We start from the raw sequence: 13,000 nt of genomic DNA, 5'->3' as shown, positions 1-13,000 counted from the left end.
AAAGCCCCACCGCCCGGCTGGCGGGCGGTGGGGCAACTTCAACCTTACCCGATCTTCTGCTTGGCCATCGCGCCCAGACGCAGGCGGAGCGCGTTCAGCTTGATAAAGCCTTCCGCATCCTTCTGGTTGTAGACGCTGTCCTGCTCGAAGGTCACATAGTCCATGCGGTACAGCGAGTTGGGCGACTGGCGGCCGACGACCGTGACGTTGCCCTTGAACAGCTTCAGACGGACGGTGCCGTTGACCAGCGACTGGGTCTGGTCGATCAGAGCCTGGATGGCCAGACGCTCCGGGCTCCACCAATAGCCGCAATAGATCAGCTCGGCGTAGCGCGGCATCAGCTCGTCCTTCAAGTGGCCGGCGCCACGGTCGAGCGTGATGCTCTCCATCGCGCGGTGCGCCACCAGCAGGATGCTGCCGCCCGGCGTCTCGTAGACGCCGCGCGACTTCATGCCGACATAGCGGTTCTCCACCAGGTCGAGGCGGCCGATGCCGTTCTCGCCGCCCAGGCGGTTCAGCTCGGTCAGCAGGGCCGCCGGCGACAGCGCCTTGCCGTCGATGGCGACCGCGTCACCGTTCTTGAACTCGACCTCGATGTAGGTCGGGGTGTCCGGCGCCTTTTCCGGGGCGACGGAGCGGGTGTACATATCCTCGTCCGGCTCGACCCACGGATCCTCCAGCGCCTTGCCCTCATACGAGATGTGCAGGAGGTTGGCGTCGGTGGAGTAAGGGGCCTCGCCGCGCTTGTCCTTCGCGATCGGAATCTGGTTCTTCTCGGCGTAGTCCAGCAGCGTGGTGCGGCTGTTCAGGGTCCATTCGCGCCACGGCGCGATGACCGTGATGTCCGGGCGCAGGGCATAATAGCCCAGCTCGAAGCGGACCTGGTCGTTGCCCTTGCCGGTGGCGCCATGGGCGACGGCGTCGGCGCCGACCATGTTGGCGATCTCGATCTGGCGCTTGGCGATCAGCGGCCGGGCGATCGAGGTGCCGAGCAGGTAGGTGCCTTCATAGAGCGTGTTGGCGCGGAACATCGGGAAGACGAAATCGCGCACGAACTCTTCGCGCAGATCGTCGATGAAGATGTTTTCCGGCTTGATGCCCAGAAGCTCGGCCTTCTTGCGGGCAGGCTCCAACTCCTCGCCCTGGCCGAGGTCGGCGGTGAAGGTCACCACCTCGCAGGAATAGGTTTCCTGCAGCCACTTCAGGATGACCGAGGTGTCGAGGCCGCCCGAATAGGCGAGCACCACTTTCTTGATCTGTTTGCCGGACGCGCCGCTCATGGGACTGCTCTTGCAGTAGAGAAAGGTAAGGCCGCGACCGTACGGCCTTTCCCGCCCGCCTTCAAGCCCCCGTGCCCGCTTGGGTGCCGCCTTCGACCGTTCTTTGGCGCAGCGCCGACGCGGCGAAGGCAAGACAGGCGGCGGCGGCGAAGTAGGCCAGCCCATGCCGGGTCAGCTCCATCGCCGCCCCGGCCAGCACCGGACCGGCCAGCGCGCCGACGCCCCACATCAGCCCCATGGCGGCGTAGATTCCCACCAGTTCCGACCCCTGGAACCGGCTGCCGACGATGGCCAGCATGATGGTGTAGACGCCGACGAAGGCGCCGCCCCAGACGAACAGCAGCGCGTAGGTGGCGACCTCGCTCATCAGCGCGACCGGCCAGACCAGAGCCCCCAGCGCGGCGCAGACCGCAAGCCCGATCACCAGCGTCAGCCGGTCCATCTTGTCGCCCAGCCAGCCGATGGGAAGCTGCAGCAGGATGGCGCCGATCATCATGCAGGACATCAGGCTGGTCGCTCCCGTCTCCGACCAGCCGAGCTTGGTGGCGTAGATCGCCAGGAAGGACAGGCCGGCGGTCTCGATGGCGGCATTCAGTACGATGGCGCCGATGGCGACCGGGGCCAGCCGGATGAAATGCAGTGGCCCCTCGCGCGACGGCCGCTCGAACTCCGGCGCCCGGATGCGGGGGGAGGCGACCAGCAGCGCGGCGGCGGCGGCCACTCCGGCGCCGGCCAGATAGGGCAGCGCCCCGCCGGAGCCCAGCAGCGACAGCATCAGCGGTCCCAGCGCGAAGCCGGAGGACAGCGCCGCGGTGTAGACCGCCATGGCGCGGGCGCGTGTCGCCTCGCTGCTCAGGCTGTTGGTCCAGGTCTCCGACAGGACGAACAGGGTTTCCGACGCCGCCCCCAGCAGGATGCGCAGGGGAAACCAGATCCAGATCGGGGTGGCGGGGAACAGGGCCAGCAGAACCGCCGCCCCCGCCAGCGCCAGGATCACCAGCCGGCGAATGCCCAGCCGCGCCACGATCCGCGGCAGCAGCACCGCCATCGCCAGCACGCCCAGCGCATGCATCGCCGCGTTGGCGCCGATGGTCAGGTCGCTCAGATTCTGCCGCGACAGGTCCAGCGCGATCAGGGCGGCGCTCAGGCTGTAGGTCAGCCCGAACATCATCGCCGTGGCGATCACCGCGGCGCGCGACAGCAGGCCGCCGTCATCCGCTGTCGGCTCCGATGTCATGCCTGCTCCTTTTCCGAAAGTGTTTGGGTATCGGTCATGACGGCTGGGTATCCGGCCGGCCATCCATGCTGCCTTCCGGCGGACGGGCGGTGCCGCGCAACTGTTTGAGAAAACCGTCCAGGCGGCGGCGCCAGGACAGGTCGGGGCGGTCGACGACACGGGCCAAGGCCGCCGCATAGTCCAGCACGAAACCCGGCGTCCAGCTCATCGCATCGGCACGGCTGCGGATCAGGGAGGCGACCCAGATATCCGGGTCCATCAGCAGGCGCAGCAGACGCACCCAGGGGAAGCGGCTGGCCAGCGCGCCCTCCAGCGTCGCGTCCAGGGCTGCGGCGACGACGACGGAACAGTTCCGGTTGGAGAGGTTGTAGGTGCTGTCCTGCCGGTATCCGGCCCAGAAGGCCCGCAGACGCCAGCGATCGTAGGTCCACAGCTCCACCGTCGCATCGGCGGGGCACCAGTCGGCGATCTCTTCCTCGTACGACGGCAGGAAGCGGCCGGGCACGTCGTTCTCGGCTCCGCTGCGCAACGCGGTCACGAAGCTGACGCCGGACTGGTCGATCTCGTCGGCCGGATAGTGGCTGATATACAGGTCGGGCGCCAATTCCAATGCGGAGTGGCCGGTGGACACCACCCCGTTGCGGTCGATGGCGGCGATGTAGCGGTCGATCACCAGCCGCCTGTCCAGCGGCGCGGTGGCGGAGGCGACCGGGGTCCACACCCGCACCACCAGCGGCCGGTCGTGACGGCCGGCCGGCTCCGGACTGTCGCCCACCAGGACGGGGGCGTTGTCGTACCAGCCCCGGCCGGAAAAGATCGGCAGGTTGAGGATCGCCGCCTCGTCCTCCAGGTTGCGCAGCATCACCCCCAGCCGCAGCAGAAGCCAGCCCGACAGGCCGATGAACAGTCCGATGCACAGCGGCGTGTTGCGGTCGGAAGGCAGCGGCCATTCCGTCATCATCATCGCCGCCAGCGCCAGCTCCGCCAGCCCACAGAGGATCAGGAGCCGCCAGTTCCGCACGCGGAACACCGCCGCGGCAGCCGCCCGGTTCGCCCCGTCGAGCGCCAGGACGATGGCGAGGGGCAAGGCCAGCGCCCAGCCGTTCAACAGCGGCGAGGCCAGCAGCAATCCGCCGGCAAGGATCGCCAGCACCGACCGCGCCAGGGCGAAGTGCCGGTTCGCTCCCAAGGACGCCGACAGGGCCATCAACAGGCTTACGGTGCCGGCCGCCGTGAAGATCAGTCCCAGGAAGCTGTAGATCACCTGGGTCAGTCCGACGGAAGCATTCAGTGCCAATGCCAGCCCCAACCCCATCGACAGCAGGCCGAGCACGGCGATCACATACCAGTGGGACCGGAAGGCCTTTGGGCCGATCAGCAGAAACGCAAGCTTCAGCATCATATTGCCGGACTGGGGAAAAGCACGGATCTGTGCATCTCCCGACTGGTGATCCTGCAACCGGTTGCTGTCAACGCCGGTATCGCTGCCGTATGCCGGCCCGCCGACGCGATGATGACCGGACGATGCGGTCCGCTATTCGATCTTCTCGCCAGGGTAGGTGCCCCAGAAATCGGTGCGCTTCATCCAGCCGCGATAGCCCTTCACATCGACCTCGCACCACTCGTCACGGCACTTCTTCAGCGACCCGACGACGCCGGGTTCGGCCCGCGCCACCACGGGGCTGTCGCCGCGCGGCGACTCAAAGATCGCGCGGGTCTGGCCGAGGATCAGGATGCCGCGGCGGCCGGACAGCGCGCTCTGGTGAACCCAGCCTTCCGCCCCCTCCCAGTCGCGGATGCGGCGCCAGGTGTCAAATTCCTGGATGATCTCCACCGGCATGTCCTTGCGCTTGAATACCCATTCGATGGGATAGCTGCCGTTGGGGCCGGAGCGCAGGTTCACCTCGCCGACGCGCACGGTGACGAAGCGGGGGATCGGCAGGCCCGATGCATGGGTCGGATCCTTGCTCTCCGCCGCCAACGCCGTGCCCGTGCCGGTAACCGCGCCGCCCGCGGCAAGCCCCATGCCCAACCCCAGAACGAGGGCCAGGGAGGCGAGGACGAAGCGGCGGACAGGCATGGCGGCACCGGAGCTGACGAGGGAAAAAACCGGGCCGCACTATAGAGACCACCCGTTCGATAGGGCAAGCGCCGCCACCCCCCCCGGTCCGCCACCCCCGGTCCGCCGCCCCAATCCCAGGCTGCAATCTCCCTCCCGCAGGGCGGGCTTTCGCGACGGACTTCTGGACAGTCCCACGACCGCTTGGTATGGCAACCATGGACCGGAGCAGCCCAGCAAGAACCTTCAGATGCGGGCGGGCCGGGGCAAGGGAGGACCAGCACCGATGACCGACAAGAAGAAGCCGCTCGTTGTCGTCACCCGCAAGCTGCCGGACGTCATCGAGACGCGGATGATGGAGCTGTTCGACACCCGGCTCAATCCGGACGACGTGCCGCTGACCCCCACCCAGATGCAGGAGGCGATGGCCGTCGCCGAGGTGCTGGTGCCCACCGTCACCGACCGCATCGACCGCGCGCTGATCGAAGCCGCCGGGCCGCAGCTGCGGCTGATCGCCTCCTTCGGCACCGGCGTTGACCACATCGACCTGAAGGCGGCGCGCGAGCGCGGCATCGTCGTCACCAACACCCCCGGCGTCCTGACCGAGGACACCGCCGACATGACCATGGCGCTGCTGCTCGCCACCGCGCGCCGCGTGGCGGAGGGCGAGCGGCTGGTCCGCTCCGGCCAATGGACCGGCTGGGGGCCGACCACCATGCTGGGCCACCGCATCAGCGGCAAGCGGCTGGGCATCCTGGGCATGGGCCGCATCGGCTCGGCGCTGGCCAAGCGGGCGCGCGCCTTCGGCATGTCGATCCACTACCACAACCGCCGCCGCGTCCATCCGGAGCTGGAGCAGGAGTTGGAGGCGACCTACTGGTCCAGCCTGGACCAGATGCTGGCGCGGATGGACATCGTGTCGATCAACTGCCCGCACACGCCGGCCACCTATCACCTGCTGTCGGAACGCCGGCTGAAGCTGCTGCGCCCGCACTGCTACATCGTCAACACCTCGCGCGGCGAGGTGATCGACGAGGTGGCGTTGACCCGCATGCTGTCGAAGGGCGAGATCGCCGGCGCCGGCCTGGACGTGTTCGAGCATGAGCCGGCGGTCAACCCGAAGCTCCTGCGGCTGGACAATGTCGTCCTGCTGCCGCACATGGGTTCCGCCACCATCGAGGGCCGCATCGACATGGGCGAGAAGGTGGTGATCAACATCAAGACCTTCACCGACGGCCACGCCCCGCCCGACCGGGTGCTGGAGGCGCTGCTGTAAGGGCGGGAAGGACCGCTCAGGGCGCGGAGGCTTCCAGCGCGGCGGCCTCCCGCGTCGGCACATCCTGCAACGCCGCCTCCAGCCTGGCCTTGGCGGCGGCGGCCAGTTCCTCGTCGGCCTGGATTCGGGCCATGTCCTCCGGCGCGACGGCGCCGGCGGCGATCACCAGCTCGGCGAAATCGGACAGATAGACGCTGCCCTTCACGGTGCGCTGGACCAGCACGTTGCGCTTGTCCTCCGCATCGCGCTTGCGCTTGACGAAGCCCAGCACCGACAGGCGGTCGAGCGCGCGGGTCACAGCCGGCTTCGAGATGTTCAGCAGGGATGCCAGACCGCGCACCGTGTGCGGCGGGTCGGTCAGATAGACCTGGAGAAGGATCGCCAGCTGCCGCGCCGACAGGTCCGGCGCGTCCTTGCGGACGCTGGCGACCAGCGCGGTGCGCCACAACCCGAGCGCCTTGAGGTTCCGTGCCATGCCTCCCCCCGGAAAGCCGCGCCCGGTTCCGCAACCGCAGCACGCGCCGCGAAGTGTCGCCTACCCGAACGATGCAGGCAAGCCTTTCGCGTTCGGGATTTTCGCGTTCCCCGGGGAAAGCAGGGCCGGCACCGGGATCGGTCTATTTCCCCTCGCGCTTCAGCACCACCGGCTTGGCCGTACCGGTGACCAGCAGATTGCCGCCGGCGAGCGGGACGATGGTCAGGCTGGCGCCGGCCGACACCGGGGCAAGGCTGACCGCCTGCCTGGCGGCATTCGGGGCGGGCTTGACGTCCTTCGGCACCTCCTTGGGGTCGAAAGGGGCGTCCTCCCCCTGGCCGGCGACGTCATACCCGCCGCACTCGCTGCCGACGCAGATGGTGGTCTCGTCGATGCGGGCCTTTCCGGCGGCAGCGGCGAAGGGCGTGTCCTCGGACCCGCCGCCGCTCCAGCTCCAGCCGCCGCGCAGCCAGTCGGGAAGACGGGTGTCCTTCTGGAGTTCCAGATTGTCGGTGATCAGGCCGATGCTGCCGCTCAACCCCTGGGCAGCCGCCGCCTCGGCCACCCGGCGGGCCTCCGGCTTGGCCATGCCGTAGCGGGCGGCGATCCGCGGTGTCCAGTCCGTCACCGCCGCCTCCACCGCCTTGCGCAGGCGGTCGCCCCAGCCGGGCGCGACCCAGCGCGGGTTTGACCAGCCGGCGGTGTCCTTGACCAGCGGAGCCAGTTCCGGCGCATCGGCGACGAACAGGCGCGGATCGACCGCCGACTTCATGCGGTCGATGCCCATCTGGCGGTAGGCGGCGAAGCGGATGGTGCCGGTGCGGTTGGATGCCGCCTCCAGCATCGGAGCGAACAGCTCGTCCACCGCCTTCCAGGCCGGGGAGGCGAGCAGGGCGTTGTCGTCGGGGCAGGCGGGATAGGCGCCGAAATTGTCGCGGCTGCTGCCATAGAGCGGCTCCATCGCCTTCCAGGCCGCCGCCCCGCGCTTTTCCATCACCGAGCAGGGCCAAGCCATCTCCACATCGTCGCTGACGACGCGGAGCGCGGTGAGGAAGCCGTCATCGGTCGCGAGATCGACACCGGAGGCGGTTTCGCGGGCATAGGAATCGTCGATGCCCGCGATGGCCTCGCGCAGCAGCGCGTCGGCCTTGGCGCGGTCGGGGGAGGGACCGAAGCGCAGCAGATAGGCGCTCCACCCTTTGCCCAGCCCGCCGCGGATCTCGGCCAGCCGCTTGGCGGCGCCGGCCGGGTCGGCGGCGATGCCGTCGACGGTGGCGGTCAGCGCGGCGACCGCCTTGGGCACCGACTCGGACAAAGCGGTGTGCCGGGCGTCCAGCACCGGGCCGAGGCAGGCGCCGGGGGAGGGCGCTGCCGCACACTGGTTGCGCTGGACCAGCCACGCCCGCTGCTCGGTGCGCAGCCGCTCGCGGTCGGCGGTGCCCGACAGATCCTGCAGGGTCTTGTAGGTGTCGGCGATCTCGCGGTCGGCATCGGCCAGTTTGGGATCGGCGCAGATCGCCTTTTCCACCGGCGTGGCGGCTGCCTTGCAATCGAAGGACGGCTCGGCCCGCGCGGTGCCGACCGCAACCGTGACCGAGAGTGCCAGCACTGCTCCCGCCAGCGTCGCACGGCCGATCAATCGGCTTCCGCTGTCTCTCTGGCCCATCACTGCCCGGCCCATCATGTCTCCCATGGATCGTGATCCGGGGAAGATACGGAATCGGCAGCCGCTTGTCCCATGCAGCCCCGGCATTTCAGAGACACGCCCCATCAAAGGAACGCCCATCAAAGAAACGCCAGTGTGATCGCGGCGAAGTGGCAGCCGGCAGCGGTCAGCACCAGCAGGTGCCAGACCGCGTTGTTGTAGGGCATGCGCTCCATCAGGTGGAAGACGACGCCGACGGTGTAGACCAGCCCGCCGGCGACCAGCAGCCACAGCGCGGGGGGCGACAATACTGCCCCCAATGGCTCCAGCGCGGTGACCACCGCCCAGCCGAGCCCGAGATAGAGCGCCAGCCCCAGCCGGTTGAACCGCCCCGGAAAGCGCAGCTTCAGCGCCGCGCCGAAGGCGGCCCCGCCCCACACGGCGCCGCCCAGCCCGATTCCCTGGCCCAGCCCCAGCGTGAAGGGCGTGTAGGTGCCGGCGATCATCACGAAGATCATGGCATGGTCGATCCGCCGCAGCAGCGCCTTGCCCAGGCCGGGCGGGGCGAGGTTGTAGGCGGCCGACGCCGTCAGCATCCCCACCAACCCCAAACCGTAGATGGTCAGCGCCAGCGCGGTGCGGACCGGAACCGCGCCGGAAAAGACACCGGCATTCAGCAGCCAGATGAAGCCGGCGATACCCGCCGTCACCCCGATTGCGTGGACGGCCGCATCCGCCCGCCGCTCGGCAGCGCTGTAGACGGGAAACTGGTGGGCATCCGGCATTGGCACACCGTTTCGGTCGACGCAACGACGGCAACCGCGTGAACGGGGCCTGCGTCGAACATGGTGTGCCGGCCGCGGCGGCGCCACGGGTCCTGTCCGATGGGTGGACCCCCGGCGGCCGGGGCCTCGGCGAACCGCTTATGCGGGATAGACTTTATGCGGAATGGGCCGGCCGGTTATTCCGCCGCGAAGGCCACGGCCGCCGGCGCGCGGTGGCGGGGCATCGGCTCCGACAGGCTGGCGGCCTTTCGGAAATAGCACAGCGCATAGACGCGGACGCAGCCGGTGAGGTTGTCGCAATCCTGGCGTTCGGCATCGATCTTCGACACCAGTTCGCTCATCGTCATGTTCTCGCGGGCGCAGATTTCCTCGAGCGACTCCCACTCCACCGGCATCAGCTTCATGCTGGTCCGCTTGCCGTTCACCCTGATGTTGCGCATGTGCATGGGGGAGCCCTCCGTTGCCGATGCATAAATGGGTATGTGAAACGGCCAGAAGCCGGCTGTGAAATTCTTCACAGGCGATGGGGCGGCGGAGAGGGTGGCGGAGAGGTCGGGTCTGCTCGGACGGCGGGCGGACGGCATGAAACCGGAGGTGGACATGACACGGGACGAAGCCTTGCGCGCAATCATAAGTGAAGCCGCATCAGCACGTTCCGCCCTGTGCGAGAACGAACTGGTGATCCGCCTGGATAATATCCTCGCTCTTGCGCGGGCGGCGCTGGAGGGGCGGGAACCAGACGAAATGCCGCAGTCGCACACCGGCGCATCTGCGACAATTGGTCACCGGCGGTCGTAACTCCGCACAACTTCGCCGCCCCACGGATTGCTTAAAGGAGTAACCTTTTCGGAGTGCGCTACCGCTGTGCCGGACGCCGGAAACCTCCGTACGGCCGGTGGAGAACTCTTCAAAACGACATTGGGCATCTCCTGAAATGACTCTTCCTGCTCCCACCTGCATCCTTCGCGGCACCTATGTCCGTTCCATGTCCGGCGACGTGCCTGTCGAAAGCCTGAAGATCGGCGATCTGATCCAGTCGTCGGTGACCGGCGAGCTCCGTTCGATCCGCTGGATCGGCCGGCGCCTGCTGGCGGGGACGTCCTTCGACACCGAGCATCTGCGCAAGATTCACCTGCCGGTCAGGATCGCCCGCGGCGCCATCGCCCAAGGATTGCCCGCACGCGACCTCTACATCTCCCCCGGCCATGCCCTGCTGATCGGCGAGTATGGTGTCTCGGCCCGGCTGCTGATCAACGGGTCGTCGATCCGGCAGGTCGATGCGATGGAGGAGATCGAGTATTTCCACATCGAGCTCGACAGCCATGACGGCATGTATGCCGAGGGACTGCCGGTCGAGACCTATCTCGAAGCGGACAATCGCCAAGCCTACGACAATGCCGCCGAGTACGAGGCGCTGTATCCGGGGGACGATCCGCGCATTCAGGAGCCCTGCGTGAAGATCGACATTCCGCTGGCTGCGCTGGAGCGGATCCGCACCAATGTGAACAAGCGCGCCCGGCAGATCGAACCGGTCGAAGTGGCCTGAGGCCAATCCGCTTTCGCTTTTGTGGCGGGGCACCGTGCATGAACAGGGGGCCGTCCCATGGGGCGGCCCTTTGTGCGTCGGTGCCTTGGCCGTGACTTGTCCGTCGCCGCAGGAGATCGGCAATGCGGCCCGACCGTTCCCCCTGAGTTCCCCCAACCCCTGCCCACATAAAAAAACCGCCGCTAACCCATTGGATTAGCGGCGAGTTGAACAGGGAGGCTTCACGTCTGGGAGACGTGATGTCACCGGGCCGCTTGGGTTCTTCCGGTTCGGTGGATTTGAGGAGTAGTCTTCTAAGTAATTGTTAAAATTAGGATTTATGGTTCATGTCGGTTCGTTGTGGTTCTCACGGTGCCGTGATATTCTGTGGCCCCGGTGTGGCCCCAGACGGATCAGGGCAGATATGGCGAGATCGAAGCTGACGGACAGGCAGTTGCAAACGATGAAGCCGCCCGAGGCGGGGCGATTGGTCATCTACGACGAAGCCGTGCCCGGCTTAGAGTTTCGCGTGACGCCCACAGGGGCAAAATCCTGGAGGCTGAAATACCGCGTGAAGGGGAACGCGACGCTCCGCCAGGAGTCTCTGGGGCCATACCCATCGGTTACCCTATCCGATGCACGAAAGCGGGCTCGCGACATCTACAACGCGGGCAAGAAGGGGCAGGACCTGATCGCTGAGGAGAAGCGCGCGGCCGAGGACGACGAGCGCAGCGCCAAGCGCCCAGCCACCGTGGCGAAGCTGCTGAGCCGCTATGTCGAGGAGTACTGCAAGACCAACCAGCGCCGATGGCAGACGGTCGAGCTCATGTTCAGCGCTCATGTAGAGCCGGTCATCGGGGCGAAGGCCCTGGACGAGGTGCGGCGCGCCGACATCGTGGAACTGCTGGACGACCTGCAGAACAAGAAGGGGCTGAACGCCCAGGTGAACCGCATCCGTTCCCAGCTGATCGCCACCTTCAACTGGGCAGTGGAACGGGAGTTCCTGGACGTCAACCCGGCCGCGACGGTGAAGCGCCGGAAGAACATCGAGGCGCCCCGGGAGCGGGTGCTTGAGGACAAGGAGCTTGCCGCCATCTGGAAAGCCGCCGCCAGCTTGTCCTATCCCAGCAATCAGCTCGTGCGCCTGCTGATCCTCACCGGCCAGCGCCGCGACGAGGTGCGGTGCCTTCCATGGTCGGAGATCGGCGACGACCTATGGACGCTTCCGGCCGAGCGGAACAAGGGCAAGCGGCAGCATGAGGTCCCGCTGACCACCGCGGCGCTGGAGGTGCTGGACGGGGCGACCCGACTCGGGCCGATGGTCTTCACCTGCGACGCGGAGGGGAAGAAGCCTTATGCCGGCATGAAGCGGCTGAAGGAGATCCTGGACCGGGAAAGCGGGGTGACCGGTTGGACCATCCACGACATCCGTCGCACGGTCGCCACAGGGCTTGGACGCCTTGGTGTCGCCCAGGAGGTGATCGAACACATCCTGAACCATTCCCGGCCGGCGCTGCACAAGACCTACAACGTGCACGCCTACCGCGAGGAGAAGCGCACGGCTCTGGAGGCTTGGGCGCGGCATGTCGAGGGCGTGGTGACCGGCAACCGCGCCAACGTGGTAGAGTTGGCGGAACGCCGGCAGGCGACCTGATCACTGCCCTGTGACGACGGGGCGCACGACATCGGCGCGGCTACCCCGACGGGGGGAACAGGTGACACCGCATCACCCCGCCGCGCCGACCCTCTTTGCGGCCAGCGCCTGCGGAGGCGTCCGTTCATGTGGGAAAGCACTTACATTTTCTTGACCGAAGCAGCGGAGATAGTCTCCGAACGGGCAAACTGTGATGGGCGCCGTACTATCGAGGCCGCATGGGAAGAGGGCGTTATCACGGTCGAGCAGCGATTCCGGGAGGGACATCTCTTCTGGTCGCGTGTGCCCGGCGAGAAGCCAAACGGCTCATACATTTGGAGGAAGGCGCCGCCATCTCCCGTCGACTGGAATTACAACCCTTACCCCTCATCGGGGCCACGCCCTGATAGCGACCTACGAGTTCTCCGCGCTGATATTGCGAGGCTGTGGTCGCTACGGTCTTCTGTTGAGACGACGGAACAGGGCAATGAAGGGGAGTGCCTCCCATCCTCTCCATCTGAGCGGCGGAACAGACCTTGCTCCGAAGCTGATGCTGAGCGTTGGTATAAAGAGCGAGTTGCGTCATTCGAGCAAGATCCTACCATCAAACCACCCTCGCGAGATGAAGATGAGGCGGCGGGCGCCAAGCTCGGTATCAGTTCGGGACGGATCCGGAAACTCCGAATCGATCTGGCACCACCTCATTGGCAGGCACGAGGAAGACGGAAAAAAATCTGACATGAAATAAATTGGCAGGAGCGATTGCCAGATTATCCAATTTTGCTTGCCGATTTTTTAGGCGGCACAGTCTCAGAAGTGGACCGATAAGGTCCGCTCAGTTCTTGTAAGAACGGAGACTGTAATGGTTCAGCCGCTTCTCGTTGACACGAGCAAAGGCCGCGAAATGCTCGGCGGCATGGGTAAGACCCAGTTCTTCGAATTGTTGAAGCAGGGAAAGCTGAAGCGCGTCAAGATCGGTACCAAGACGCTCGTCCCGATCTCCAGCATTCAGGAATACGTGGCCAGCCTGGAAGCCGCGTAACAATGCCCCCAAAACACCACCGCCCCGACACCGCGCTTGTGGC

General features: G+C 66.7%; 13 protein-coding genes. 5 read left to right on the top strand and 8 right to left on the bottom strand.

The features are described from left to right. Positions 1–44: 44 nt before the first annotated feature. From PWS46_RS12150 to PWS46_RS12135, 4 genes are all read right to left on the bottom strand, one after another. Positions 45–1,280: an argininosuccinate synthase gene (locus PWS46_RS12150; protein WP_098738883.1), complete on the bottom strand. Its 1,236-nt coding sequence runs from the start codon at positions 1,278–1,280 to the stop codon at positions 45–47. Positions 1,281–1,341: 61 nt separating this feature from the next. Then, positions 1,342–2,517 carry an MFS transporter gene (locus tag PWS46_RS12145; RefSeq protein ID WP_434615472.1) on the bottom strand — a complete coding sequence of 392 codons (1,176 nt, stop codon included), beginning with the start codon at positions 2,515–2,517 and terminating at the stop codon, positions 1,342–1,344. Positions 2,518–2,551: 34 nt separating this feature from the next. Beyond that, positions 2,552–3,919: a protease gene (locus PWS46_RS12140; protein WP_434615469.1), complete on the bottom strand. Its 1,368-nt coding sequence runs from the start codon at positions 3,917–3,919 to the stop codon at positions 2,552–2,554. A 132-nt stretch (positions 3,920–4,051) separates the two neighbouring features. Continuing rightward, a complete protein-coding gene (locus PWS46_RS12135; protein ID WP_434615466.1) occupies positions 4,052–4,597 on the bottom strand; it encodes an SH3 domain-containing protein in 546 nt (181 codons plus the stop codon). A 265-nt stretch (positions 4,598–4,862) separates the two neighbouring features. Here PWS46_RS12135 and PWS46_RS12130 point away from each other — a divergent pair, with 265 nt between their 5' ends. Beyond that, positions 4,863–5,852, top strand: a complete 990-nt coding sequence (locus PWS46_RS12130) for a 2-hydroxyacid dehydrogenase (RefSeq protein ID WP_434615463.1) — start codon at positions 4,863–4,865, stop codon at positions 5,850–5,852. Positions 5,853–5,868: 16 nt separating this feature from the next. Here the strand turns inward: PWS46_RS12130 and PWS46_RS12125 are convergent, their stop codons facing one another. The 4 genes from PWS46_RS12125 to PWS46_RS12110 form a co-directional block, all read right to left on the bottom strand. Further along, complete coding sequence (locus PWS46_RS12125; RefSeq protein ID WP_434615460.1) at positions 5,869–6,327, bottom strand: MarR family transcriptional regulator; 459 nt, start codon at positions 6,325–6,327, stop codon at positions 5,869–5,871. Positions 6,328–6,469: 142 nt separating this feature from the next. Further along, positions 6,470–8,020, bottom strand: coding sequence for a lysozyme inhibitor LprI family protein (locus PWS46_RS12120; protein ID WP_434615457.1), 1,551 nt, complete (start codon positions 8,018–8,020; stop codon positions 6,470–6,472). A gap of 92 nt (positions 8,021–8,112) precedes the next feature. After that, complete coding sequence (gene trhA / locus PWS46_RS12115; protein WP_434615454.1) at positions 8,113–8,757, bottom strand: PAQR family membrane homeostasis protein TrhA; 645 nt, start codon at positions 8,755–8,757, stop codon at positions 8,113–8,115. A 176-nt stretch (positions 8,758–8,933) separates the two neighbouring features. Then, a complete protein-coding gene (locus PWS46_RS12110) occupies positions 8,934–9,203 on the bottom strand; it encodes a ribbon-helix-helix domain-containing protein (protein ID WP_085090410.1) in 270 nt (89 codons plus the stop codon). A 154-nt stretch (positions 9,204–9,357) separates the two neighbouring features. On the opposite strand from PWS46_RS12110, the gene PWS46_RS12105 reads away from it, so the two are divergent. The 4 genes from PWS46_RS12105 to PWS46_RS12090 all read left to right on the top strand — a co-directional run bounded on the left by PWS46_RS12105 (position 9,358) and on the right by PWS46_RS12090 (position 12,957). Next, positions 9,358–9,555: a hypothetical protein gene (locus tag PWS46_RS12105; protein WP_434615451.1), complete on the top strand. Its 198-nt coding sequence runs from the start codon at positions 9,358–9,360 to the stop codon at positions 9,553–9,555. Positions 9,556–9,691: 136 nt separating this feature from the next. Continuing rightward, positions 9,692–10,303, top strand: a complete 612-nt coding sequence (locus PWS46_RS12100) for a Hint domain-containing protein (RefSeq protein ID WP_434615448.1) — start codon at positions 9,692–9,694, stop codon at positions 10,301–10,303. A gap of 403 nt (positions 10,304–10,706) precedes the next feature. After that, positions 10,707–11,936, top strand: a complete 1,230-nt coding sequence (locus PWS46_RS12095; RefSeq protein ID WP_434615445.1) for a tyrosine-type recombinase/integrase — start codon at positions 10,707–10,709, stop codon at positions 11,934–11,936. Positions 11,937–12,777: 841 nt separating this feature from the next. After that, positions 12,778–12,957 (top strand): helix-turn-helix domain-containing protein, encoded by a 180-nt coding sequence (locus PWS46_RS12090; RefSeq protein WP_148294184.1) that lies wholly within the window; start codon positions 12,778–12,780, stop codon positions 12,955–12,957. The last annotated feature ends 43 nt before the right edge of the window (positions 12,958–13,000 follow it).

The organism is Azospirillum sp. B2RO_4, assembly GCF_051124815.1.
Taxonomy (GTDB): domain Bacteria; phylum Pseudomonadota; class Alphaproteobacteria; order Azospirillales; family Azospirillaceae; genus Azospirillum.
The sequence above is the reverse complement of the archived record's forward strand: the minus strand, read 5'-3'. Positions and strand labels throughout refer to the sequence as shown.